Source organism: Mesonia profundi (genome assembly GCF_031085155.1).
Taxonomy (GTDB): Bacteria; Bacteroidota; Bacteroidia; order Flavobacteriales; family Flavobacteriaceae; genus Mesonia; species Mesonia profundi.
On sequence record NZ_JAVHUL010000016.1, the window covers coordinates 1 to 26,134 of the forward strand.

Here is a 26,134-nt window from a genome sequence, read left to right on the forward strand (position 1 = left end):
TGATAATTCTTCTTTCCTTGCATACAGTAAGATACGAAAAAAATGTACCTTTAACAATACTTGTGCAACAGGCACATCGCGTATAATTTATTGTTAGTTCTAGCCTACTTACGAAAATCCTAGCGGATTTTCTATTCGGTTTTTATTTGCTAAATTACGTGCTAAACCACGCCACTAATCATACGTGTACCGAGAGCAACGAACGGCTGAAAATCGTTACACAACTGTTTATAAGATGGTGGAACCGACCCACCGATGTTGTCCTGCAGGGTATAGCCTCAAACCACAATAAAGTGCTTTGGTAAAGAGCCAAGGTATTGAGCGTTATGGAAAAGGCTATGCTAAGAGCTAGTCAGGTATTAATAATGTAGATGAATGCAAATGAACCTCTGATGAAGTGTCGAGAAAGTGCTACCCTCTGTCAAAAGTGTTTGAAGTATGACAAGCATTATAAGTTTAGCGGTTACCTGCTTATTGGCTGGGCAGCTCCGAGGCTTCGGGATCATTTAGGAGGCATAACCATTATTTGGGCTTATTTACCAAGCTCGGGAACCTATAGCAAGATGCAAAGTGAAATGCACAATAGCACAAACTAGAGGCAGAATAGCGATGCTTGTCGCAGGGACGGATCAGTCTGTAGTAGTGATGAGGTTTCTGTAATGGAAATGGAGCGAAGGGACTGACTTATTCAGTTTTATCAATTTTTACAACTCGCAAGAGGATGTGAGATACATTGAAAGATGGCTCAAAGCTCCATTGCAAACCCCAAAAGGTGAAATTATTGCAAAAACAAACGGCACACCGTAAGTTGGGGTGATCAGTCCACTATTAGCCAATTTATTACTGCATTACAACTTGGACGTTTGGCATGAAAGATTGAACCCTTCTATTGAATTTGTACGCTATGCAGATGATATTACCATCCGACACAAACCGTTGTGGTGCATTTAAGAAAAATTCCTAATAGCATTAAAATTTTAGAAAATAAAGTAATTTTAATAACAATACTTGAGAAATATAACAAGATAAACTGACCGAATTAACCAATGAATAAAAGAACTCTCGAAGAACAACGAATTGAATTTTCAAATCAAAAATTTCTCGCTACACCTTTAGCTGGACTAATAGTTTGGACAATTATAGGGTTTGTTGGAATATTTTTCTCTGATTTTATAGCAGTTTGGTCTATTTTTATTGGAACAGGTAGTATTGTATATTTAGCTATGTTTATTTCAAAATATACAGGCGAGGATTTCCTCGACAAAACAAAACCAAAAAACGAATTTGACAAGCTTTTCTTTTTTACGGTTGGACAAGCACTTTTAGCTTATTCAATTGCAATACCATTTTTTCTAGTTGACTATTCTTCTCTTCCAATGACGGTGGGAATTCTGACTGGATTAATGTGGTTGCCATTTTCTTGGATTATAAAACATTGGGTTGGAATTTTTCACACATTGACTAGAATAATTACAGTTTTAACTCTCTGGTATCTCTTACCCGAATATAGGTTTATAGCTATTCCTTTTGCAATCGTTCTCATTTATATTATTACATTAATAATCTTAAAAAACAGAAAAAACGACACGACAATAACTAAGCATATGACGCGCCGATAGGCCAGCGCTATATGATATGTTGACTGATCCGGGATTTGTAAATAAGGGGAAATTCGAGAAGTTGGTATGGAACCTTGGAGAATTAGAACGACGTTTTACTGCACTTTATAGCGCTCTTGATTTTAGAATACTACACAAGAAAGCTTTTTTTGAAGTGATTTAATAAATTTACAAATTAGAATGTTATTGACATTTATGAAAGAAAAGCCTCTTGTCCATAACTAAGCCTTCGTGTGACTGGCAAGGTCAAACATCAACGTCATGCTTACTGCCTGCCCGTATTCTATGGTTTTCAAAAATATATTCTCATACAGCTCAACTCCACGTGCCAAGCGCACTTTACTTAATCACCAACAAGGGCATTTTTCGGTTTCGAATCAATAAATCATTAGTAACACTTCCCACAAATAACGAGGTAATGTTATTTCCTCCTCGAGCTGCCACCACAATAATATCAAAATCACCTTTTTCGGCATGAATTTCTATCGCTTCTACAATAGAAAGATCTTCTCTATCGGTAGATCTAAAGGAAGTCTGCTCTAAAAGCTTATGTTTTTTTCTAAATTGCTTTACCTTTTCTTTTAAATGAAATTTGGTTTTATCTATCGCTTTCTCTGTATTGATGTAGGGGAAGAAAAAAGAAGGAAGACTGTACACATGTAAAGCTTCTATATTACCTCCAGAACGCTCTACCAAACTCTTCGCTACGGGAAAACATTTGGCCGATCCTGAACTAAAATCAGTGGGTACCAACACATTTTCCATGACATGTTTTGCTTCTTCTGGGACTAAAAGCATGTTGGCGTTTAACATACGCACCAGTTTTTGACTCAGTGCACCCGTTCCTTGCAATTCATCCTTATTACCCGTAATCATAATATCAATCTTATATTCTTCGGAAAGATGACTCAGAATGCTTTCTGTATAATCATCAGAAGTGATTAATACCGAATACGGAGCATCAGCCTTATAATATTTATCTATAGATTTTTTTAAACCTCGATCTACAATATCTTCTACTGTAATTCCTTCTTCAAGAAAATCATCGTATAAATCATATAGTTTATACTTTTTAATATTATGCGTAAAGTACAGCTGCTCGATATTCCATACCTTACAGAGAAAGCTTACATAACCTAGCAAAATGGGATCCATTTCAGTAAGGTCTAAAGCGACCATCAGTTTTAACTCGTTTTCTAAATTTATTTTCTTTGTCATTTTTCTAACTTAAGAATGTTTAAGAATAGGGTCTATTTATAAATCAGTTGTATTCGGTTTTTTCTCAGTCTCCTCTTCGGGTTCAATCTTCTTTAAGTTTTTCTCTTCCCGCTCTTCATTTACCAAATGAAGTATATTTTTTCGATAAGTTTCTCTTTCTAGAAGTTTTTCTTTACGCTCAGCTTTTTGATAATCTTCCCTGACGCCCCTAAGCAAGGAGAGACACATCATAATTAGTAAAATAGCGAAGGGCAATCCAGAAATAGTTACCACGGTTTGCAGCGCATTTAATCCGCCTCCATACATCAATACCGAAGCAATTAAACCCGTAGCCACAGCCCATATCACTCTTTGGTAAGGAGGGGTTTTAAGTTTCCCTCCAGAAGTAATGCTGTCTACCACCAAGGCTCCAGAATCTGCCGAGGTAATAATAAAGCTACATATAAGAATCACTCCCAAGGATTTTAATACTATCGCTAAGGGAAATTTATCAAAAAACACATACAGTGCTGTAGAAATATTATCATTTACAGCTGCAATCATCACCGTATCTCCTAGCAAAATATCACGCATGGTCGTCCCTCCAAAAGCACTAAACCACAAGAAAGTAACCAGTGCAGGCAATATTAACACACAAAGAATAAACTCTTTAATGGTCCTTCCTTTAGAAATACGAGCGATAAAAGTTCCCACAAATGGAGACCATGAAATCCACCAACCCCAATACATTATGGTTCGCGTTTTTTGCCAGTCGGTTCCACTTAGTGATTCCGTCCACGTTGACATATCTATAAAATTAACAACATAGCTTCCTAAGTTTTGTATATACGATTTAAAAATAAAAGTGGTAGGCCCCAATATGAGCACTAGTAAAAATATAGTTGCTGCAACTCTTACGTTAAGCTTACTCAGCATTTGAACCCCTTTATTTACTCCGCTAAATGCGGAAATAGTCGCTGCTAAAGTAACTCCTATTATAATGATGACTTGATAAAATAAGGAACTGGGAACTCCAAACACATGCGTAAGCCCCGAGTTGATTTGCCCCACTCCAAACCCTATAGTGGTAGCCAGCCCAAAAAGTGTGGTGATTACCGCCATAATATCGATTACATCGCCCATCCATCCGTAAATTCTATTTCCCAATAGCGGATAAAAAGCCGAACGCAAAGTAAGTGGCATTTTTCTGTTAAATGTAAAGTAAGCCAAAGAAAGCCCCACTACCGAATAAATAGCCCACCCATGAATTCCGTGATGTAAAAATGAAAAATTAATAGCCTCTTGTGCGATGAGTGCGGGTTCTTCTCCTGCCAGTCGCGGGGGATTTAAAAAATCTCGAACAGGATCGGCAATGCTAAAAAGTACAAGTCCGTTTCCTATTCCTGCACTAAAAAGCATGGCAAACCAAGCCCACATACTAAACTCTGGTTTGGCTTTTTTACCTCCAATTCTAATAGTTCCAAATTTGCTAAACGCCATATATAAGCAAAAAACGATAAATAAATTTACCGTCAAGGTGTAAATCCAACCTCCATGGGCAGAAACAAAAGTTTGAGCAATTCCAAAATAGTAGTCGGCTTCCTCTTCAAATATAAGAGTAAAACCAATACTACAAATGACCACAGCAATCGCAGAAAAAAATACCGTTTTATTAATGATGAGACCAAGAAATGTGGAGGTACTTTCTTTTCGAGTGACTTTTATTGACATATAAAAAATGAGTTAAAAAAATGAAAACAATCCTATTTCTTTAGCTACTAAAAAGAAAGAAATCTTTAAAGTCATCTGCTAAAGCAATAAAATTAGTGGATTGTCATTATACCATAAATTAAGTTGCTTTACAAATGTTTCTTCTATTGTTTTTAAAAAGCAAATATTAATAATATCCAATAAATACTAACCAAGCATTCTTATACTTAAAAAAAATACTTATTATTGAGAGATGGTTTGATGCTATCAAAAAATATTTTCAATGGAAGATTTATTCCTACTTGTTAAGATAACTGATATAGTCCATAAATCTCATTAAAACTATGGAGAACAGTAAAAAGATTTTACTTTTTCTCCTTTGCTTTATAAACCGCTAAACAAAAACTATTCATGAAATCCTATTCTATAACTGAAATCAACACTATTATAAAAGGCGAATTAATAGGTGATACCACCCAAAAAATTAAAGGGCCCGAAGAAATACAAAAAGCAAATAGCAACCAAATTACCTTTATTGGAAGTAAGAAATATGAAAAACTTTGGACCAACTCAAAAGCCTCTGCTGCTCTAATTAGCGCCAATTCAAATATGCTTCCTGGCGACAACCGCGCTTTTCTTAAAGTGAAGAATGTAGATCTAGCAATGGCAAAATTATTAGAGCTTTTTAATCCGCCAGCACCTGTTTTTGATACCGATATTCATCCCACAGCCGTAGTTCATGAAACGGCAAAAATTGGTGAGGGCTGTAAAATTGGTGCAAATTGTTACGTAGGGAAAGATGTTGAATTGGGAAAGGAAGTTACCTTATACCCCAATGTTTGCGTGTTTGATGAAACCACAATTGACAATAACACGGTCGTTTGGTCTGGAACTATTATACGCGAGCGTTGCATTATTGGAAGTCATTGTATTTTTCATACCAATGTGAGTATTGGAGCTGACGGTTTTGGATACCGACCAAGTGACGATGGCAAAGGTTTGGTGAAAATACCGCAAATAGGAAACGTTATTATTGGTCATTATGTAGAAATTGGCGCGAATTCTTGTGTAGACAGAGCAAAGTTTAGTTCCACTATTATTGGAGATGGCTGTAAAATTGACAACCTCGTGCAAGTAGCGCACAACAGCATTATGGGTCGTTCTTGTATTATGGCGGGACATAGCGGTCTTGCGGGTTCTGTGACTTTAGGAGATGGCGTGGTTATTGGCGGCAGCGCTTCTATTAAAGATCATACTACCATAAATTCTGGTGCCACCGTTGGGGCTGGCTCTGGAGTTATGGGCGATGTGAAAGCTGGGAAAACGGTTTTAGGATATCCCGCGCAAGATGCTCGAGAAATGCTGAAACAATGGGTTGCGATAAGAAAATTTATGAAAAATCAATAGGTAACTTTAGGTGAAGCTTTGCTGATTTGCTTTTACTTCACTAAAATAATCAAGAACTTTACGGAAATCATTAGAATTCCTTTTCTTAATTTTTTAATTATCATTCTAAGCTTACAAATCTACAGTAAAGATTTGTAAGCTTATTTTAGTTCCCATCCCTCCCACTTCTTTCTGAATTTCCTTATGTTTACCTTACAATGAGACTAAAACCAATTTAACTTCACAGAAACCAAATGGATATTTTTTTTAAACAAATACACATCGACGACAAGAATAAGGTGCTCCTCTTATTTAAAGAAGCTGCGGAAAAGATTTCGAAGAAAAATGTGGACCATTGGCAGTATTGGAAAAATCCGCCTCAAGAGAAAATAAAATGGGTAGAAGAAGGCATTTTAAATGACGAGTTCTTTTTTGTGGAAAATTCTGAGCAACAAAATATAGGAATGTTAAGAATTCTAGAAGAAGATTTTATGTATTGGGGAAAGCAAAAAGACAAAGCGAAGTATATTCATTCCTTAGTGGTGATAGAGAAATTAGAAGGGAGAGGATTTGGTAAAATGATACTTCAAAAAGTAGAAAAGGAAGCGAAGAAAGAGGGATGCAAGTTTTTAAGATTAGACTCTGATTCAAAAAACCCAAAACTCTGCAATTATTATGAATAACAAGGCTTCGTGAAAGTCGGAACTAAAGTGCTTCCCATTTCTACCTATAACCTATATCAAAAAAAACTGAATTAGAAGTTCTCTTAAAGAGTTGTAAGTTTCTGTTCTTAACCAACGAATACACTTCCCACAGTTCTGCTATATCTGAATTCTCTACATGATTACGCGGTATTTCAAAATGATTTTATCGAGAGCGAGAGATTATTCTTTATTTTTAATAGCTAAGTTTATAAATTAGTTACAATCAAATCTTGGTTCGTGTTTCCTTATTCTGCTTACAGGGAAAGACAGGTTCTTTATAGGACAACAATAGATTATAATTATCTCTTCCGTTAAACTCTAATACGTATTGGTCATTTCTTCGTCTACCACCAAAATGAAATCAGCTTTGCCCTTATATTCTTTTTCTAATTTCCCTACGTCTTTTTGCATCACAGTAGAAATGGTAGCCACTTTTAAATCTTCTGAAGCTTGTTGTATATACCAATAAATACCTTCAAAATTATCACTGTGATACGCACCGTTATAATGAATAAATTGCTGGCCTTCCCTTCTATTCTTTAAAATAAAATAAGCCATTGTAGCATCTTTTATCGCTTGAGCTTTTGGGAAATTGGGGTTTGCATGATCTGGCATCATTTCCATCATCTTCTTATAGCCTGGCAAATCGGCATCGTAAGCAATAGGCAAAGGAGGTAGAAAACTTTTTTCTTTTTTAGACAGACTATCCAAAGCTTTAAACCCTTTTTTATAGACTAGACTGGCATAGCGTCTAGGAATATTAGTCGCGATAAACTGAAGCTGGTTTGCTTTGGCAAAGTCGACTAAAGGTTGATAATCGGTTTTGTGATTGACCCATAAACGGGCTAAACTATCCAAACCCTTCTCATTGATTTCATCATGTAAATATTGATTGAGTACTTCTTGATCATCGGTTTCTAACATCTCTGCTCCCAATACCAACTCATTTTCGGCATGTAACTGCTGCGTCAATTTTAATTGCATCCAATGCGCAATGGGATTGTCGTGTAATTCTCCAAATAAGATGATATCTTTTTCCTTTACGGATTTAATCAGTTTTTTAAAGCTTACTTTTCTTCCTTTCTTGTTGTACAATTGATAGGCTTCCAGCTTTTGTGCAGATACACTTAAGCTCGCGAGAAGAATTAAGCTAGTTAAAATGAATTTCATACATTTTGGTTTGTTATCCGAAAATAATCAATTTATAGGGTTAAATTTTATTTTTTACGGAAACAATTCCGCGAAAGCGTAAAAAAATCAATGTATCAGTTCTATACAAAATGCTATCTTTAAGATTAAAAAAATGAAAATCTTAGGAATAGCTGCTTCAGCAAGCAAATCTAGCAGCAACTATTATCTCTTAAAAGCCATAGAAGATTTGCTTTCTTCACCAGACGAAATGCAGGTAATTGAAGGTTTAGAAGACTTTGAATTGTTTAGTCCGTTGCGATTAGAAAAAGGCGTTCCCAACAACATACAGGCTTTTAAGCAACAGGTTTTAGCCGTTGATTTAATCCTCATCGCCACCCCAGAATACACCCACAACATCCCAGCGGTACTCAAAAATATGTTGGAATGGTGTACGGCATCGGGAGAATTTGCACAAAAAGCGGTTTTACCCATTACGTTTACGCCTCACGAGCCTCGCGGAAAATATGCGATGATTTCTTTATTGGGTTCCTTACAAACGATGAAAGCTAAAATGGAAACTCAGCTTCCCCTCTACAAAACCGATGTACATATCTTGGATCACCAAATGGAGTTGCCAGAAGATATTCGGGAAATAATTGAAACGGCAATCGACTTATACCGCTAAATTTTATTTATTCACCTCCCTCTTTAATTCTAAGTTAAAACAAAGGCTACCTTGATGAAATAAGCTTAATTTTGCATTTTTTTAAGCAGCGCATTTCATGAATAATACTAGTAGTCCCTCCAAATTATTGCTCATCGTTGCCATTTTAGCCATCGCCTTTAACCTGAGGCCTGCGCTTTCGGGAATTGGACCTTTGGCAGAATCTATTGGCATCGATTTAGATCTATCTGGCGCGTCCTTGGGATTATTGACCACCTTACCCCTATTGGCTTTTGCCGTTATCTCTATGCTGACTCCCTTATTCACTAAAAATTTTGGAGTAGGAAAAACATTATTAGGAGCTTTGGCTATATTGAGTCTCGGGATTATATTGAGATCGGTTTTTGGGATTGTGGGTTTATATGTAGGAACCTTATTGATTGGAATAGGCATTGCGTTTGGAAATGTCTTGCTTCCTGCGTTAACGAAACAAAACTTCCCCGATAGAGCTGGTGCGATTACGAGTTTATACGGAAGTCTCATGGCGATAGGAGCTGCTTTAGCGGCCGGAATTAGTGTTCCCTTGGCGGAAGATTACGGTTGGGGATGGCGCGGAGCATTAGTCATTTGGGCAGCAACTTCATTATTGGCCTTCATTATTTGGTCTTTTCAAGTAAAGCATCTCAAAAAAACCAAACCTAGACGGGACTTTATGGAAGCCCTTAAAAAGCTAAGCAGCGTGCGTTTGGTATGGAAAATGGCAATTTATATGGGCTTACAGTCCATGGTATTTTATGTGATTTTAGCTTGGTTGCCCACTATTTTAATTGAAGATGACTACTCTTCTTCCTATTCGGGGTGGATGCTATCTTTATCTCAAGCCACCGGAATTCTAGGCTCTATCGTCATTCCGCTTTGGGCAGGAAAACGCAAAGACCAGCGGTTGATTATTGGGGTGTTGGTTTTTTTAGAAATTATCTCTTTAATTGGCTTGATGTTTCCTAGTTTAGGACTGGTTCCGCTTTGGGTTTCTATCATCGGATTTGTTTTAGGAGGAACTTTTGGTTTGGCCTTATTGCTTATTATTTTAAGATCTTCAGACTCTGATACCGCCGCAGAGCTTTCAGGAATTGTGCAGTCTATTGGTTACCTCATTGCTGCTACAGGACCTTTCTTTATAGGAATCATTTTTGACCTTAGTGGAGAGTGGAATTATGCCTTACTCGCTTTAATAGCAGTTGCGCTTATCAAACTCTACGTAGGAATGGGCGCTGGGAAACAAGAAACGATTTAGAGAAGAAGTAGCTAATCTTATAGAGGTTCTTTGGGGTAATTTGTTTGCTAATAAACTTAATCCTATCTTGTATTTCAGAAAAAAATATCTTGAAACAAAAAAAGCAGAGAAATGTCCTCTTCACTTTCATATAAAATAATCAGTAAACACTTTTTATTTTTCCTTTTACTAGCTTCTTTTTTATCCTGTACTTCAAATAGCAAGCGTTTTAATCAATTAGCGGCTCAAGCTGATTTCAGCAGTAATAAAAATGTTGTTGAAAAACTTAGTGGAGAAGACAATCCAAGCGCCGATTTTGAAAAATCAAAAAGCTTAAAAGTCGCTTCCTGGAACATCCGCCATCTCGGGCGAACAAAAACTCCTGAAGACATTTACGAGATCGCCAATATTTTGCGCGATTTTGATCTAGTGGCCATCCAAGAAGTGGTAGCCAAAGACCCAGCTGGAGCGCAAGCAGTAGCAAAAATTGCCGATGAACTCAACCGAATGGGAGCTAAATGGGATTACCAGATTAGCGATCCCACTAAGAGTCCGTCTGTTTATATGAGCGAGCGTTATGCCTTTTTATGGAAGACTTCAAAAGTGAATTTAGCACCTCGTGCATACCTAGATAAAGAATTGGAGGACATCTGTTATCGTGAACCTTTTATTGGTACTTTTAAACTGAAGGAAGAAATCACTCCTTTTTATGTGATCAATTACCATGGGCGAAAATATTATGACAAGCCCGAGAAGGAGATTGCTTATTTTATTAATTATCCCGAAAGATTAGGTTCCAATAGGGTTCTTATTACCGGAGATTTTAATCTTGATGAGGCCCATGACGTCTGGAAACCCTTTTATCACAAAGGTTTTAAAAGTGCGTTACAGAATCAGCGAACCACTTTAAAAACAAAATGCAAGAATGGCAACTATTTAAGTCATCCCATTGATAATGTCTATTTTACCCGAGGAATTAAAAAAATCCAAGCGGGAAGTTTAGATTTTATTGGTACTTGTAAAAACCTCAAAAAAGCTCGGGAGATTTCAGATCACCTACCCATTTATATAGAATTTAAAATGAAAGAAAATGAAAAATAAAATCCTTATCCTAATCACATTATTCTCTGCAATGCTTGTAAAAGCACAACAAGACGATAAAGATTCCTCTACTACCCTATCTTTTACAAAATCTGAAACCTTAAGTGTAGCTGATTTATCTTTTCAAGCGATTTGGGATGATAAACTGAGCTATTCTGACAATATAGGATACTACGGAGGTATTGCTGAATTAAGGGTTTTCAAAAACAAGAAACACCTTCAAACCATCAAAAACATAGAAGATGGGATTGCACTGGGATATATAAATTTTGAAATGAATGACTATAATATAGATGGCTATTTAGACTTTACAGTTCCCATAAGTTGTGGACGTTCTTGTAATTATTCCTACTACTTATACAATTCAAAAACAAAAAAGTTTGAATACCGAAAAGAATGGGATTACCTACGAATCCAAATAATGGATAAAGAAAAGAAACAGATTATTTCTCAGCCAGATGGCATGCAAGATGATGGAAAAATATACCAAGTAGAAGGATTGAAACTTATAGAAATAAAAAAATAAGAATTTAAAAATACAGAGGTTTTTAGATAACTACAGGTATGATATCGATTTGTAACTAATCCGTCTAAATGAATATTTATTTTTATCCATAAATGATTAATTATCAGAGTTCGAATCAATAATTTTACGCAAAGACCGCTAAGCCTATCGCAAAGCACACGAATACATGAATTCACGAAATATTAAAAATTAACTACTGACCTCTATAAACACAAAAAAAAATGGATGAAATTTTCTGGATCTGCGTAGAATTAATGAAAAAAGGAGCAGCCATTCTCGGAATCACCTATGAAGAGTTTAATGTAATCCTCTTCGTTTTGATACATCCGGCCATTACGCTCTTTTTTATTTTTAGTTATTGGAAATATAAAAAGCTATATTCAAGGCAAAGAAAATCACTTTCAAATGCTGATGAATGATCATGATAATATTTAAAGTAAGACGAGTATTAAGTTTCTTCGTATTGCTGTTTTTGGGGACTTTAGCATTTACCTCTTGTGATAAAATAGGTTATAAACACAAACCTAAACCCAAAGAGATTGGTGATAAGTTAGATAGTCTTAACGGAGTTTTTGTCTATTATAATAGTTCGGTTAAAAATGTTTCTGGAAGAAATATGACCGCTGACGGGTATAATCTCGGACTCAAATACCAATGTGTGGAATTTGTTAAGCGTTATTATTACGAGCATTTAGACCATAAAATGCCCAATAGTTATGGACACGCAAAAGATTTCTTCGTGAAAGGCCTAGCAGATGGAAAAATGATGAAGCATAGAAACCTAATCCAATACACCAATCCTAGCTCCTCAAAGCCAAAGGGGAATGACCTTTTGGTTTTTGATGGCCATACTTTTAATAAATTTGGACACGTTGCTATTATCTCTAAAGTAACAGAAAACAAAATCGAAATTATTCAGCAAAATCCTGGAGCATATAGTAAATCAAGAGAAAATTTTACCCTTGAAAACAAAAAAGAAAAATGGAAGATTCAAAATAAACGAGTTTTGGGCTGGTTGCGGAAAAAATAAAGACCCAAGCATTACAAACCAATAGAAAGTTCTTTTTTAAATACAACCATCAGTGTTTTAAGCTTTTATTTTATATCTTAGAGGTTAATCAACTTCTAAAATCATGAAAAAAATTACTTTAGCACTAGCCTTACTTACTTTCGGAGTCCAAGCTCAGGATTTCCCTAGTCCATATTGCGATATGGATGATACTAGCGTAGAAGAAATTACATCCGTAGAATTTGCTGGAAGCAGCATCACGAATACAGATTTTACTTCTATTCTGGTGGACGAAACCGCAATCATTGCAGAGGTAACTCAAGAAGAAACGTATACCCTTACGGTAGAAGGAAATACCATCGGTAATTTCGAAAATAATATAGTGGCGTTTATAGATTGGAATCAGAATGAAGTATTGGATGATGAAGGCGAAATTTACGAAATAGGCTCTCTTATTAATACTACGGGAGACGATGGAACTGTAGTAAGTATGGATATTACCGTTCCAGTAGATGCTCTGGAAGGACCGACCCGTATCAGAATTACTAAAACCTATACCGATGAGGACTCTGTTGCCATTATAAATCCGTGTGCGATAGAGTTTGATCCTTTTGGTCAAGGAGCTAATCCCAGTTTTGGACAAGCATTAGATTTTACGTTAAATATAGAAGCTAACGACGCTTTCCCTAGTCCGTATTGCGATATAGAAGACAGTCCTATAGAAGAAATTACTACGGTAGATTTTGCTGAAAGCAGTATCACAAATACGGATTTCTCTTCTATTCTAGTTGACCAAACCGCAACGATTGCTGAGGTTTCTCTGGGAGAAACGTACACTATTATGGTGGGAGGAAATACATATGGAGATTTCCAAAATAAGCTGGTCGCTTTTATTAATTGGAATCAAAATGAGCTCTTAGACGATCCTAATGAAATCTACGAAATAGGTGACCTTATCAATTCAGATGGAACCGACGGAACTGTAGTAAGTATGGACATCAGCGTACCTGCAGATGCTCTGGAAGGAACTACGCGTATTAGAATCACCAAAACTTATGAAGATCCAGACTCTGTTGCCATTATAAATCCATGTGCGATAGAGTTTGATCCTTTTGGCCAAGGAGCTAATCCAGGAATTGGTCAAGCATTAGATTTCACCTTAGAAGTAGGGAGTTTAAAAGTTAATGATTTTGACACCAGCGCATTGAGTGTATATCCTATACCTGCAAAAGATCTACTGAATGTAAACTATAAAACCAATATCAACTCCGTTAAGGTTTATAACCTTTTAGGACAAGAAGTAATCTCACAAAATAAGGCTGCACCTCAAATACAAATAGATGTATCTACACTTTCTGCAGGAGCTTATATCGTAAAAATCTCTACGGAAGAAGGACTACATAATTTTAAAATGGTAAAACAGTAATAAAAAATGTAAACGGTCTCAATTTGATCAGCTTACATAAAATAGAATTAGAGGAGCAAATTATGTACTTGTTCCTCTTTTTTTTGTTTACGGAAATGACAAAAAAATAAATAATTTATATGTTATACCTTAACTAGAAAAAATAAAACCGAAATAAATACTTTATGAATTTGAATTCCAACGCATTAAAAAACCTCTTCCTGTTTTGTCTATTATCTATTTTTAGTGGAGACCTAATGGCGCAACACATGTTTAAAGAGAAATTTGAAGATTGTAAGACGAAACGATTTACGACAGAGAAAGATTCTATAAGCGTACAAGAAAATGAAAAGGATATCATTTATATTCTTGCAAATAACTTTACGGAAGAAAACGTAAAAAAAATAAAAGGGCTTTTAAGTCTACAAATTATTGTAGACACGAATGGAAATTCTTGTTTATTAAGTATCACAAACGATACAGACATAAACACCAAAAAGCTTAATATCAAACAAATTATCGATAAAAAATTAACTTGGAGAAAGCCCGATAAAAAGACTTCTGTTCTTTTGGGAATCAAGTTTTATGGAACTGAAGTTGAAAAGAAAAGAATTGGAATGAGCAAAGAAAAAGGATTCCACGTCATAAATTAAAGAATAAAAAGATGTAATTTACATTCTCGGTAATAAATATTCAGTTGAAAACCTAAAGTATAAACATTTCTTAAGAAAAATATATGGCAAAAATAGAAATATCTGGCAAGCAACTCGTTAAAAGCTTACTCCTCATCTGCCTAATTTGGATTATACTCACTTCTGCTTCTAGCTTAATTTTACCCTTAGTAGTCGCCGTCATCATAGCTACTTTACTAGACAAACCTACCCAGAAAATGAGATCTTGGGGCTTTCCTAAATGGCTCGCCATTAGTATTTCTATGCTCCTATCTATTGTCATTTTCACTTTGCTCTTTTGGCTCATTAGTACTCAGGTAAATTCCATGGCAGATGATTGGCCAACCATCAAAGAAAAAGCACTGGCTAAATATCAAGTTTTTAGTGAGTGGATGCAAGACAACTTTCAAGTAAATCCGAAGAAAGCATTTAATGAAAACATCGATTTATTTGATCAAGTACAAAATTTAGCTCAAGGTTTTTTCTCTTCCATATCTGATGTATTTTCCAATTCTTTTATCATCTTCATTTATGTGATCCTTCTATTAATGCAAAAAAAGCTCTTTATCGGCTTTTTTAAGAAATTGGTAAAACACGAAGGCGGAGCGACTAAAATTCTACAAGGTTCGGCTAACATCATTAGTGGATATCTTTTTGGAAAAGCTAAAATCATGTTCTTCTTAGTCATCATTTATTATATAGGCTTTAAAGTAGGTCAAGTCCCCTTTGCTCTATTTCTAGCTTTATTTGCAGCCTTATTTTCTATCATTCCCTATGTGGGAAATATTATAGGTGGCGGTGTGGCTGTAATCTTATCTTATTTGTATGCGGGTGGCACTCCCGCGCTTATCGTCATTGGAGTAATTATGGCGGCTCAACTTATAGAAAATTACATCCTCACCCCTTGGATTATTGGCGACGAAATAGATTTAAATCCGTTTATTACCGTTTTTGGTGTTATTCTATTCTCCACGCTTTGGGGAATTGTAGGTGCTATCTTTGCTTTACCACTAGTCGGAGTTTTAAAAGTAATTTTTGAGAATACGAAAAACTTAGAAGCCTACGCCCATTTATTAAAAAAACAAAACGATTAAAATGCTTCAGTATAAAATTATCAATGCCCGTCTTAGCAACCATAAAAACCCGGTTCAGATTGGGATTAAAGATGGTCTTATTACCCAAATTAAAGAAAATATCAACGCTTCCGCGGAAGCGATACTAGACGCCAACAATAATTGGGTAAGCCCAGGATTTTTGAGAGCCACATTCACCTTGACAAAGCCTGTATTCTAGACCGCTGTAACATAGAAGAAGGCACCTTAGAAGAGGCTGTAAACGAAACTTCCAAAGCAAAAAAAGATTTTACCGAAGAAGACGTTTACAAAAGAGCGAGCCAGGTGGTAGAAATGGCCATTAAAAAAGGAACCATGGGAATGAGAACTTTTGTAGAAACAGATCCTAAAACCAGTTTAAGAGCCTTTAATGCGATTAAAAAAGTAAAAGAGAACTACGCTTTTGCCATAGACATTCAAATTTGTGCTTTTGCGCAAGAAGGCTTAACAGACAGCAAAGAGACACAAGCCCTCTTAGAAGAAGCATTACAAAATGGCGCAACGGTGGTTGGCGGTTGCCCATACAAAGATGAAAATCTCAACAAGCATATAGAAATGATTCTAGACTTGGCTCAAAAGTATGCTATAGATGCAGATTTTCACTTAGACTTTGACTTAAATCCTGAAGATTCTAATTCTAGCATTCCCAAATTGGTAGAAGAAACACTTAAACGTAATTATCAAGGGAAAGTGAGTATTGGGCACGTTACCAAACTGGCAGCCATGAGGCCAGAGCAACGCGAAAAAATGATTTCTCTGTTAGAAAGCGCTAACATAAATTTGAGCATTCTGCCCGCTACAGATATTTTCCTTAACGGAAGAAATACGGGCAATCCTAAACCTCGAGGACTCGTAAATGCCAAAGATTTTGCAAAACGCATAAATACCTGTATTGCCAGCAATAATATTCTTAATGCTTTTACACCTTACGGCGATGCCTCTCTATTGCGAATGGCGAATATGTATGCTAATTTATCTCAAGCAGCAACCAAAGAAGAATTGGAAACCGTCTATAAAATGATTGGTCAAAATGCTGCGCAAATGCTTCAGCAAAATTTTGCTTTGGAAGAGAATAGGCCAGCAAATTTGGTAATTGTAGAAGCCAAAAATGCTACCGATGCTATCCGAAAAATTTCGCAGCCTTTATTAGGCATCAAAAATGGCAAAGTCAGTTTTAAAAATGAGGCTGCAATTTTGTTTATCCCTTAATTCTAAGTACCTTTAAAGTAACCACGATTTAATAACTCAAAGACTATGAAAGAAACCATAAAAAACATTACCAAAACCTTAAAAACCGCGAAAGGCGATTTAAAATACATCAGTTTAAAGGAATTTGCAGAAAAGAACCCTAAAGTAAAGGAACTCCCCTTCTCTATTAAAATATTATTGGAGAATGCGTTACGGAATTATGACGGCTTTTTAATAGAAGATGAACACATTCACAACTTGGTGAATTGGAATCCTAAAGGCAGTAACCACTCGGTTCCTTATAAACCCGCTCGGGTGTTGATGCAGGATTTTACTGGGGTTCCCGCAGTAGTAGATATTGCTGCCATTAGATCTGAAGCAATTCGAAAAGGAAAAGACGGTTCCAAAATTAATCCGAAAGTTCCCGTAGATTTAGTCATTGACCACTCGGTGCAAGTAGATTTCTTCGGAACAGATTACGCCTATAAGAAAAATGTAGAATACGAATATAAACGAAATAAAGAGCGTTACGAAGTGCTTAAATGGGCACAAAATGCGTTTGAAAATTTTACTGTGGTACCTCCAGGAATGGGTATTTGCCACCAAGTAAACTTAGAATATTTAGCTAAAGGAGTCGTAAACCGTGACGGTTGGGCTTTTCCAGATACTTTGGTAGGAACAGATTCGCATACCCCCATGGTAAATGGCGTTGGTGTAATTGGCTGGGGTGTTGGTGGTATTGATGCCGAAGCTGCTTTACTTGGACAACCTATTTATTTTTCGGCACCAAAAGTCATCGGTTTAAAACTGGAAGGAAAACGCCCCGAAGGAATCACCTCTACCGATATGGTATTGGAAATTACTCAGGTTTTACGCTCTTATGGCGTAGTGGGCGATTTTGTAGAAGTTTTTGGTGAAGGTTTAGACCATCTTACGGTTCCTGATAGAGCCACAATTGCGAATATGTCTCCAGAGTTTGGTTGTACCGTAACCTACTTTCCTATTGATGATCAAACGATCAAATATATGACGGACACTAACCGCGATCAAGATCAATTAGATCTAGTGCAAGACTATTGTAAAAACAATTTACTGTGGCGTACAGGAAAAGAAGAAATCAGCTATAGTGATATCGTAACGGTTGATTTATCTAAATTAGAGCCTACCGTTTCTGGACCTAAATTACCACAACAGAAGATTTTGGTGAAAGACCTCAAAAATAAATTTAGTGATATTTTAAAAGAATCTCACGGCAGGGATTATCTGTCTCTTGATAAAAGAGAAACTTGGTATTCTGAAGGAGGCTCGGGTACAAAATTCAACAAACAGTTTAGAGAACAAAAAGTAGATAAAGAAATTTCGGTAGAGAAAGATGATGCCTTACACTCGGTAAGTATTGCTCAAGGAAATGAACAATATTCTCTAAGTGACGGTTCTATTGTAGTGGCGGCGATTACGTCATGTACCAATACTTCTAATCCATCGGTCATGTTGGGAGCTGGTTTAGTGGCCAGAAAAGCCATTGAAAAAGGAATCGATGTCAAGCCTTGGGTAAAAACTTCTTTAGCACCAGGTTCTAAAGTAGTAACCAGTTATTTAAAACGCGCCGGATTGCTAGAAGATCTAGAAGCCTTACGTTTTCACGTGGTAGGTTATGGATGTACCACATGTATTGGAAATTCGGGTCCGCTTCCACCCCACATTGATAAAGCGATTGATGACGGAGAGCTTTTAGTAGCTTCTGTACTGAGTGGAAATCGAAATTTTGAAGCAAGAATTCATAATAAAATTGAAATGAATTTCTTAGCTTCTCCAATGTTGGTGGTAGCTTATGCCATTGCAGGACGTGTGGATATCAATTTGATGGAAGATCCGTTAACAAAAGATGCCAACGGCAGAGAAGTTTATTTAAAAGATATATGGCCTTCTCAGGAAGAAATTGATCAAGCGATGAAAATTGCCACCTCTAAAGAGGATTACGCTCGGGAGTATGATGTGATCTTTGACGGAGAAGAGCAATGGAAAAACTTAGAAGCGCCAAGCGGATTAGATTACGAATGGAAAGATGATTCTACTTATATTAAAGAAATTCCGTTTTTTAAAGACATCAGTGAAAACCCTGAAGCGCTTAAAAATATAGAGAATGCTAATGTATTAATGAAACTCGGTAACTCTGTAACCACCGATCATATTTCTCCAGCTGGTTTATTTTCTGAACGAAGTGAAGCCGGAAAGTATTTGCTAGAGAAAGGCGTAGAAAAGAATATGTTTAACTCTTATGGTTCCCGTCGTGGAAACCACGAAGTGATGATGCGGGGTACTTTTGCCAATGTGCGTATCAATAATGAGATTGCTAAACGTAAAGGTGGATATACTAACTATTTCCCAGACAATAAGGAAATGACGGTGTATGACGCGGCCATGAAATACAAAGAAACCAACACGCCTCTCGTGGTAATTGCCGGAACGCAATACGGTTCGGGTTCTTCTCGAGATTGGGCCGCAAAAGGAACAATTCTATTAGGAGTAAAAGCGGTTATTGCGACTTCTTACGAACGTATTCACCGCTCTAATTTAGTAGGAATGGGAGTTTTACCTTTAAAATTTAAAGACGGAGAAGACGCTTATAGCTTAAATTTAACGGGAAGAGAAACCTATAGCATTGAAGGAATCGAAGCCGGATTAACTCCCGGAAAAGAACTCGATGTGGTAGCCACTGCCCCCGACGGCAAAAAAACCGAATTCAAGGTGATTACTCGTTTGGACTCTAAAATTGAAATAGAATATGTAAAACACGGAGGTATTTTACAATATGTCCTAAGACAATTTTTAGACGAATAATTGTTTTAAATTAGTCATATCTGATTAAGATTTTTTACCGCTGCTAGCCTGTATTCTTTGGACGGATTCGTCCAAAGAATACAGGCTAGCGCTTTTAGATACTAGAAATTAGAATTGACTTCCACTAACCGACAAGCAAAAAATCGCTTTTAAATTATAAAAAAGCCTTGGATTGTTCTTTATTTTATGGAAAGAAACAACGTATATTTTTTATATTTGGAATACTATCTAATAAGAGGTTATAAATGAACATCTTCCACAATATCAAAGAATTGGTTACCTCACTAAAAAATGAGGAAAAACTAATTGCTGAAATGTTTGGGAAACGGAAATCGATGGACTATAAATATTCCGATGCCATTGAATTGGTCGATTACGACGAAAATCGGCTTGACTTTTTGATTGAGCGTGGGGTTATTCGGGAAAATGGCGGATTGTTGGAACTCGATGACCAATATTTGGAATTCTTTGAGCAGGTCTTGGATGTGAATGAAGAAATTAACCTTTCTTATATTGATGACAACATCAAAAACATTAAGGAAAACATCGATTATTTCCTCAATGAGGGCAACGAAAATAGAAAATACAACTATTTAAAATTTATCAAAAAAACCTTCCGCAAAATTGGGATAATCACGCTTCGGAGCGTGGTCGATTTAAGACGAAATATAGAAAATACCTTTAAAAACGAACCCAATTATAAGAATAAACGGCTAAAACTGGAAAATTTAGATGAGAAAAGAATGCTGGTTAGCAATCTCATCAAGCATACTATCTTGCTCATCAACGAGCAGGAACACACGTTTTTCAATCGGGCGCTGGATGAAGAGTTAAAGCGGATTATTATTGATCTCAAACATCAGCTTGGCGAATGTTCCCACAATTTAATTGAGATTGAAAAGCAAATCATCGATTACCTGAACCAAATAAAACACCAGGGTAGATTCATTGAAAAGCTGCGGAAAATAAAATACCTAAAAGACCATTTTACCATTGACGCTGAAACCGATATTAAACAACTGATCGCCAAAAAAAATCAGGTAATATTTGAAACCCGCTTAAGCGAACCCTTGAAATTATCTATCGATTATTTAAGGGAGAACGAACGTGCTTTTGAAGCCATTAAACGGATTTCCAAAAACCATCACGACCGGAAATCATTCGAGCCGGTTTTGGCCGATCGCATTTCCGAAGAGTTTTTGGGAAATAGTGTGGAAGAGGAAGTGATGATTAATTTGGAAGAACTTCGGAACCATTTTATGGCAACCAGCGATAATCTTTTTAACTTTATCCTGAATTACGATTTTTTAAAAGAAGTCGATTTTGACGAACGGGTAACCGTATTTTGTCAGCTCATTTCGCAATACGAACACGAATTGACCATAGCAAATGAATTTTTAACCACCAACGGCGTTGAGTGTGCCTTGGTGTATCCAAAATAAGCCAATGTTAACTAAATACACTTCAGACATATTTGACGTACTGCGGAAAGGACAATTTATATGTTCCAATAGTCCAAATGACCATATCCAAACCCTTTATAAAGTTTTGGAAGATGAAAATACGTTTGAAGATTTGTACGAGTATTTTTATCAGATTAATTACATCTTGGAACACGGGAACGAATATTTTTATTTCAGCCGTTCCGAAAAAAATGCAGACCTCGACCGGAAATTGGAAAAAGCTTATGGCTGGATAGACATCCTGGATTTTTTAAAGACGTTTGATTCCGCCTTCGATGTTGGGTTTCGGTTTACACCCGCTGAAATTGTCAATCAGTTAAAAAACAATGCCGACTTAAAAAGCAAACTCGATACCTTAAAGAAAGTAGGTGCTTACAAGAAAAACTATTCCGATAGGATAAAAAAAATTATTGAAAAACTGGAAAAAGACAACTTTGTGAGTTTAGAAAATGAAGTTTCAGAAACCTACAAAGTGCTCACCTCTTTCAATTACTTAAAAGACCTTATCACCACGATTAATATTCCCGAAGAAATAGAAAATGAGATACCTGAATAAAATCATATTTATCAATAGTGCATCGGTGAAATATGCCGAGATTGAACTGGACGGTAACGTGCATTTAATCGGCACGCAGGGCGTTGGGAAAAGTACCCTGCTGCGGGCTATTTTATTTTTTTACAATGCCAACAAGACCAAATTGGGCATCCCACGGGAAAAGAAAGGTTTTGATGAATATTATTTCGACTATCAAAATTCTTACATCATTTATGAAATTGTAAAAGATGACATTCCTTTTTGCGTACTCGCCTACAAAGTAAACGGAAAAGTAGCCTATCGTTTTTTTAATTCTAAGTATAAAAGGGAGTTGTTTATCGATGAACATAACCGAGCTTTTGAAAGTTGGGATAAAATAAGAAACGCTTTTGGGAAAACAATTCATTACACACCCATCGTTTCAAGCTACGAAGATTTCCGACGCATAATTTATGGTGATAATAAAGGCTTAAAGGCCGATTTTAGAAAGTATGCTCTTATTGAAAGTAAACAATATCAAAATATACCACGGACCATTCAGAATGTGTTTCTAAATTCTAATTTAGAAGCTCAATTCATCAAAGATACCATCATCAAATCCTTGAATGAAGACGAGTTTAGCATCGATTTGGAAAACTATTCCAAAAATCATTTGCGGGATTTTGAAAGTCAGATCAATGATATTAAAATCTGGTCCAAGACCAACAAAAAAGGCCAAGTTGTGGTACGCAAACAAGCCGATAAAATAATTGATCGGTTTCGGGTTTTTAAGTACCTCAATCGGGAAAAGAAGCAATTAGGCTATAATTTGGCTGGTAGAATAGATTTTATTGAAAAAGAAAAACCCTTGCTTTCGTCTACTTTCAGCAGGGAAAATTCGATGCTTCATAAGCTAACTGAGGACCGGGAAAACCTAAAAAAATTACATTTAAAACGAGCACAAAAACTCATCTCCGAAATTGATTACCTGAAAAAAGAACTCAAAAAAGGAAAGCAAAAGCAGGCCGATTATGCCACGAAAAACATAGATAAGGTCATTGGAAAAATAGCGAAAAAGGCTACGCTAACCAATGAGGAAGAGGCGTTTTCGGAAGAAAAAACCCTGCTCACGTCAAAATTTGCGGAAATAAGTCAAAAATTTGAAGCCCTGATTTCGCAAATTCAAAATCAGAATCAAAAATTTGAAAATGCGCAAACTGCAGCAATTAATACAAAGATTGGTGCTTTTAGCGACAACAAAGCGTCCCTTTACGAAAGGTATGAGAAGGTCATAAAACAGATAAGGGATGACCAAAAAGAAGAAAGAGAACAGGCTCAAAATGAATTGGAGTTGGTGAAAGAGCAAGAAAATGGGCTAAGAAGAAAGAAAGCAGAATTAAAATACCAAACTTTTTTTAATGCTGAAATAACACAACGTCAAGAAGAAAAGAAAGCGCTGGACGATGTGATTTCTAAGACGACAAGCAGTATTCAAGATGCCAAAAATGAAACTGGAACCCTTCGGAAAGAATGGGAATTGGAAACCAAAGAAATTGAGCGAGCGGCCGATTTAAAAATTGATAAAGCCACCGAAATTCAACAAAAATTTTCTGCAAAAATTAAAGGTGTTGAAAATAAAATCAAGCAAAGTCAATCGTCACTTTACGGCTGGTTAAACGAAAATGTTCCGGATTGGGAAAACAACATCGGGAAAGTCATCGATGAAGAAGATGTACTTTTTAATACCAATTTAAATCCAAAATTGACTGATGCTAAAACGACGAGCCTCTTTGGAGTAGAGTTGAATTTGAACGCGCTGGAAAATAGGGTAAAATCGCTTCAAGAATATAAAGCGGATATTGATGCCTTTCAACAAAAAATTGAAGCAAACCAAAAACGAATTTTGCAGCTGAACTCCGAAAAAGCGGACCGGTTGCAAAAAATGAAAACGAAATTCAACAAAAAACTAAAAGTCCTTAAAGACAGCCTTGCAGAAAACGAGTATAAGCTTTCCCAAAGTCAGGAAAAATTAAAAAAGAACAAAATTGATGTTGACGAATGGCTTGCCAAAGCGAAAACAGAAAAAGAAAATAATACTGAAAAACTGGAAAATGAGTTGGATGCCATCGCTTCTAAAAAATTGAAGGCTCAGGAAAATGTAGAACATATAAAAAAGGGAATCAGCCGGAAAATAAGTCTGAAGGAAACCGAGCGCACAAAAGAAATCAACACTCTTGAAAAAGGAAAGGAAACCGAAATTGAAGCCATAAAACGTAGCATTTCAAAAAATAAAGAAGAAGTTGAACAACGCATTCAAGAGCTAAAAAACAAACAAACCGCAGAATTGGACGATAAAGGCGCCGATACTGAACGACTTAATTTTATTGATAATGCATTAAAAGAGATTATTAAAGCCCTGGATTACATTAAAGAAAATGAAGCACTCGTCATTGAATACAACAAGGACAAACGGGAGCTCTTTGATAAAATTCCGGAGTTAAAATCGGAGAAAGCAAGTTTAGAAAAAAAGCAAGCTTCTCTTGTGGAAATCCATAAAATCGAACTGGACAAAATCACCGAAAAACACCAGGAGCAAGATATATTTGTAAAATCAATTGCCACTGAAATTGAAGCCTTTGAAGCCGATGCGGAAAAGTTTGAGGAATTCAAAAAATCGGATGCTTATGCGAGCATCCAAGTTGAGCTTTTAGGACAGATTGATAAAAAACCTGAATCAAAATCTGCCATTGACCTGATTTCAGAAATTAATGATGCGCATTACAAAGGAATTGGAACTTTCAAAGAACTACAGCAAGCCACCAATGCCTTTATTGGGAATTTTAACGAGCATAATGTTTTCAACTTCAAAGTAAAGCTGAATGAAGATAGCGACTTTTTAAATTTTGCCGAGGACCTTAAAGAATTTGTGGAAGAAGATAAAATTGAGCAATATGAAAAACGGGTAAACGAACGTTTTGCGCATATTATTCAGCAAATTGGAAATGAAACGGGGGAATTGATTTCCAAGGAAGCCGAAATTGAAAAAGTCATCAAAAAAATCAACAATGATTTTGTGACCAAGAATTTTGTGCAGGCCATCAAAGAAATGGAGATGCGCACGCAAAAAAGTTCGAATCCAATTGTAAGGCTATTGCTTCAAATAAAATATTTTAATGATGAAAACAGTCTGCTTTTGGGCCAAGCCAATCTGTTTACTTCTTCGGGCAGCAGCAGCAGTTCAAAAAATCAAAAAGCGGTAGAATTACTAAAACAACTCATTAAAGAGTTGGAGCGCTATAAAAGTACCAGCCTCAGTTTATCGGAATCTTTTGATTTACAATTCAGGATTGTCGAAAACGACAATAATTCTGGTTGGGTAGAAAAATTATCCAACGTGGGCAGCGAAGGTACCGATGTGTTGGTAAAGGCGATGATAAATATCTTGTTGCTCAATGTTTTTAAAGAGAGCGCCTCAAAGAAATTTAAGGACTTTAAAGTGCATTGTATGATGGATGAAATAGGACGCTTGCATCCCAATAACATGAGAGGTATTTTGAGGTTTGCCAATGAGCGTAATATCTTTTTGATCAACGGTTCGCCCACAAGTCAAAACGCCACCGATTATAAATACACCTATAAACTGGCTAAGCAACAATCCAAAACAGATGCTAAAAAGTACATTACCAAAATCAATCGGTTGGTGAAAGTGAATGCAAAAGTTCTTTCACAATGAAAATGACCTTAAAAATAGCCAAGATTTTAATCTGTTTAATTGATGGCGAAAGCATTGCTGCAAGTTCGGTCAAGAGCAAATTAATAGATAATTTAGTCCGTGAAAATATTCTTTTCAGAAAAGGAAAGCACCGCAAAACCTTGTCGTTGTTGAGCGAAAATGGGTTACGCCTCTATTTGGCAAACCAGCTTCAAATCAATGATTTGTATAAATACATTTCGGCTTTAGAAAACGAAAACTCAAGTCGAGCTGAATTTGTGAAAATCACAACCGATTCCAAGCATTCAAAAGAACGGGCATTTCAAGGATTTTTAGTGAACTGTTATTTTCCGATGAACGCAGAATTAAATAATCAAAAAATAATCCTCCATCCCGCAATGGGCAGTTTCGTTTTTATCTACGATTATAAAACCTTTAAAATTCCGGCGGTGGTAACGGTAATTGGGGTTGAAAATGCCAAGAATTTCAGTCAGATTCAGCAGCAGAAATATCTATTTGAAGATATTACACCTCTATTTGTCTCTCGTTATCCACAAAACCAAAATAAGGATTTTATAAAATGGATGCAATCTATCCCCAACAAGTATTTGCATTTTGGCGATTTTGATGTGGCAGGAATTGGTATTTATTTGAATGAATATAAAAAGCACTTGGGAAGTAAAGCCAGTTTTTTTATCCCTGAAAATATTGAAAAAGTTTTGCAGAAAAGTGGAAATCGGGAACGCTACAATAAGCAGAAAATCAACTTTAAGGTTTCTGAAATTGAAGAAAAGCGCTTGTTACAACTCTTAAAGATAATCCAAACAGAAAAAAAGGGTTTGGATCAAGAGGTTTACATCAAAACCTGAAACAATTTTTATATTAAGACCTGAGCTAAAAAAAAAATT

Annotated in this window: 22 protein-coding genes; 19 read left to right on the forward strand and 3 right to left on the reverse strand. The window is 36.1% G+C overall.

Annotated elements, in window-relative coordinates; translation table 11 throughout:
• Positions 1 to 1,046: 1,046 nt before the first annotated feature.
• Positions 1,047 to 1,619, forward strand: coding sequence for a DUF7010 family protein (locus RBU60_RS07335; RefSeq protein ID WP_308864106.1), 573 nt, complete (start codon positions 1,047 to 1,049; stop codon positions 1,617 to 1,619).
• A gap of 339 nt (positions 1,620 to 1,958) precedes the next feature.
• On the opposite strand, the gene RBU60_RS07340 is transcribed toward RBU60_RS07335, so the two are convergent.
• Together RBU60_RS07340 and RBU60_RS07345 are read right to left on the reverse strand one after the other, a co-directional pair.
• Positions 1,959 to 2,837 (reverse strand): universal stress protein, encoded by an 879-nt coding sequence (locus RBU60_RS07340; protein ID WP_308864107.1) that lies wholly within the window; start codon positions 2,835 to 2,837, stop codon positions 1,959 to 1,961.
• A 36-nt stretch (positions 2,838 to 2,873) separates the two neighbouring features.
• Positions 2,874 to 4,547, reverse strand: a complete 1,674-nt coding sequence (locus RBU60_RS07345) for a BCCT family transporter (RefSeq protein ID WP_308864108.1) — start codon at positions 4,545 to 4,547, stop codon at positions 2,874 to 2,876.
• Between the two features lie 390 nt (positions 4,548 to 4,937).
• Here RBU60_RS07345 and lpxD point away from each other — a divergent pair, with 390 nt between their 5' ends.
• On the forward strand, positions 4,938 to 5,933 hold the full coding sequence (gene lpxD, locus RBU60_RS07350) for a UDP-3-O-(3-hydroxymyristoyl)glucosamine N-acyltransferase (protein WP_308864110.1): 996 nt from the start codon (positions 4,938 to 4,940) through the stop codon (positions 5,931 to 5,933).
• Between the two features lie 233 nt (positions 5,934 to 6,166).
• Positions 6,167 to 6,595 (forward strand): GNAT family N-acetyltransferase, encoded by a 429-nt coding sequence (locus tag RBU60_RS07355; RefSeq protein ID WP_308864111.1) that lies wholly within the window; start codon positions 6,167 to 6,169, stop codon positions 6,593 to 6,595.
• A gap of 339 nt (positions 6,596 to 6,934) precedes the next feature.
• On the opposite strand, the gene RBU60_RS07360 is transcribed toward RBU60_RS07355, so the two are convergent.
• A complete protein-coding gene (locus RBU60_RS07360; RefSeq protein ID WP_308864112.1) occupies positions 6,935 to 7,786 on the reverse strand; it encodes a ChaN family lipoprotein in 852 nt (283 codons plus the stop codon).
• Positions 7,787 to 7,919: 133 nt separating this feature from the next.
• Between RBU60_RS07360 and RBU60_RS07365 the strand changes: the two genes are divergently transcribed.
• From RBU60_RS07365 to RBU60_RS07440, 16 genes are all read left to right on the forward strand, one after another.
• The gene (locus RBU60_RS07365) at positions 7,920 to 8,432 is read left to right on the forward strand and encodes an NADPH-dependent FMN reductase (protein WP_308864113.1); all 513 of its coding nucleotides are present in this window, start codon (positions 7,920 to 7,922) and stop codon (positions 8,430 to 8,432) included.
• 97 nt (positions 8,433 to 8,529) lie between these two features.
• Positions 8,530 to 9,705, forward strand: a complete 1,176-nt coding sequence (locus RBU60_RS07370) for a CynX/NimT family MFS transporter (RefSeq protein WP_308864115.1) — start codon at positions 8,530 to 8,532, stop codon at positions 9,703 to 9,705.
• 111 nt (positions 9,706 to 9,816) lie between these two features.
• A complete protein-coding gene (locus RBU60_RS07375) occupies positions 9,817 to 10,785 on the forward strand; it encodes an endonuclease/exonuclease/phosphatase family protein (RefSeq protein ID WP_308864116.1) in 969 nt (322 codons plus the stop codon).
• Positions 10,775 to 11,311, forward strand: a complete 537-nt coding sequence (locus tag RBU60_RS07380; RefSeq protein ID WP_308864117.1) for an XAC2610-related protein — start codon at positions 10,775 to 10,777, stop codon at positions 11,309 to 11,311. Before RBU60_RS07375 ends, RBU60_RS07380 begins: the two co-directional genes overlap by 11 nt.
• 221 nt (positions 11,312 to 11,532) lie before the next feature.
• Positions 11,533 to 11,730, forward strand: a complete 198-nt coding sequence (locus tag RBU60_RS07385; protein WP_308864118.1) for a hypothetical protein — start codon at positions 11,533 to 11,535, stop codon at positions 11,728 to 11,730.
• Positions 11,727 to 12,341 (forward strand): CHAP domain-containing protein, encoded by a 615-nt coding sequence (locus RBU60_RS07390; protein WP_308864120.1) that lies wholly within the window; start codon positions 11,727 to 11,729, stop codon positions 12,339 to 12,341. The genes RBU60_RS07385 and RBU60_RS07390 overlap by 4 nt, the downstream gene beginning before the upstream one ends.
• A gap of 103 nt (positions 12,342 to 12,444) precedes the next feature.
• On the forward strand, positions 12,445 to 13,746 hold the full coding sequence (locus RBU60_RS07395; protein WP_308864121.1) for a T9SS type A sorting domain-containing protein: 1,302 nt from the start codon (positions 12,445 to 12,447) through the stop codon (positions 13,744 to 13,746).
• A gap of 164 nt (positions 13,747 to 13,910) precedes the next feature.
• Positions 13,911 to 14,378, forward strand: coding sequence for a hypothetical protein (locus RBU60_RS07400; protein WP_308864123.1), 468 nt, complete (start codon positions 13,911 to 13,913; stop codon positions 14,376 to 14,378).
• Positions 14,379 to 14,461: 83 nt separating this feature from the next.
• The gene (locus tag RBU60_RS07405; protein WP_308864124.1) at positions 14,462 to 15,490 is read left to right on the forward strand and encodes an AI-2E family transporter; all 1,029 of its coding nucleotides are present in this window, start codon (positions 14,462 to 14,464) and stop codon (positions 15,488 to 15,490) included.
• A 1-nt stretch (position 15,491) separates the two neighbouring features.
• Positions 15,492 to 15,689 (forward strand): hypothetical protein, encoded by a 198-nt coding sequence (locus RBU60_RS07410; protein ID WP_308864125.1) that lies wholly within the window; start codon positions 15,492 to 15,494, stop codon positions 15,687 to 15,689.
• The gene (locus tag RBU60_RS07415) at positions 15,632 to 16,717 is read left to right on the forward strand and encodes an amidohydrolase family protein (protein WP_308864126.1); all 1,086 of its coding nucleotides are present in this window, start codon (positions 15,632 to 15,634) and stop codon (positions 16,715 to 16,717) included. The genes RBU60_RS07410 and RBU60_RS07415 overlap by 58 nt, the downstream gene beginning before the upstream one ends.
• A gap of 45 nt (positions 16,718 to 16,762) precedes the next feature.
• Positions 16,763 to 19,537: an aconitate hydratase gene (acnA, locus tag RBU60_RS07420; protein WP_308864127.1), complete on the forward strand. Its 2,775-nt coding sequence runs from the start codon at positions 16,763 to 16,765 to the stop codon at positions 19,535 to 19,537.
• 245 nt (positions 19,538 to 19,782) lie between these two features.
• Positions 19,783 to 20,979, forward strand: a complete 1,197-nt coding sequence (locus tag RBU60_RS07425; RefSeq protein ID WP_308864128.1) for a hypothetical protein — start codon at positions 19,783 to 19,785, stop codon at positions 20,977 to 20,979.
• 4 nt (positions 20,980 to 20,983) lie between these two features.
• The gene (locus tag RBU60_RS07430; protein WP_308864129.1) at positions 20,984 to 21,556 is read left to right on the forward strand and encodes a condensin complex protein MksE; all 573 of its coding nucleotides are present in this window, start codon (positions 20,984 to 20,986) and stop codon (positions 21,554 to 21,556) included.
• Positions 21,540 to 25,247, forward strand: a complete 3,708-nt coding sequence (locus RBU60_RS07435) for an ATP-binding protein (protein WP_308864130.1) — start codon at positions 21,540 to 21,542, stop codon at positions 25,245 to 25,247. The genes RBU60_RS07430 and RBU60_RS07435 overlap by 17 nt, the downstream gene beginning before the upstream one ends.
• Entirely contained in the window at positions 25,244 to 26,095 is an 852-nt protein-coding gene (locus RBU60_RS07440) for a DUF7281 domain-containing protein (RefSeq protein ID WP_308864131.1), read from the forward strand. Before RBU60_RS07435 ends, RBU60_RS07440 begins: the two co-directional genes overlap by 4 nt.
• Positions 26,096 to 26,134: the final 39 nt, after the last annotated feature.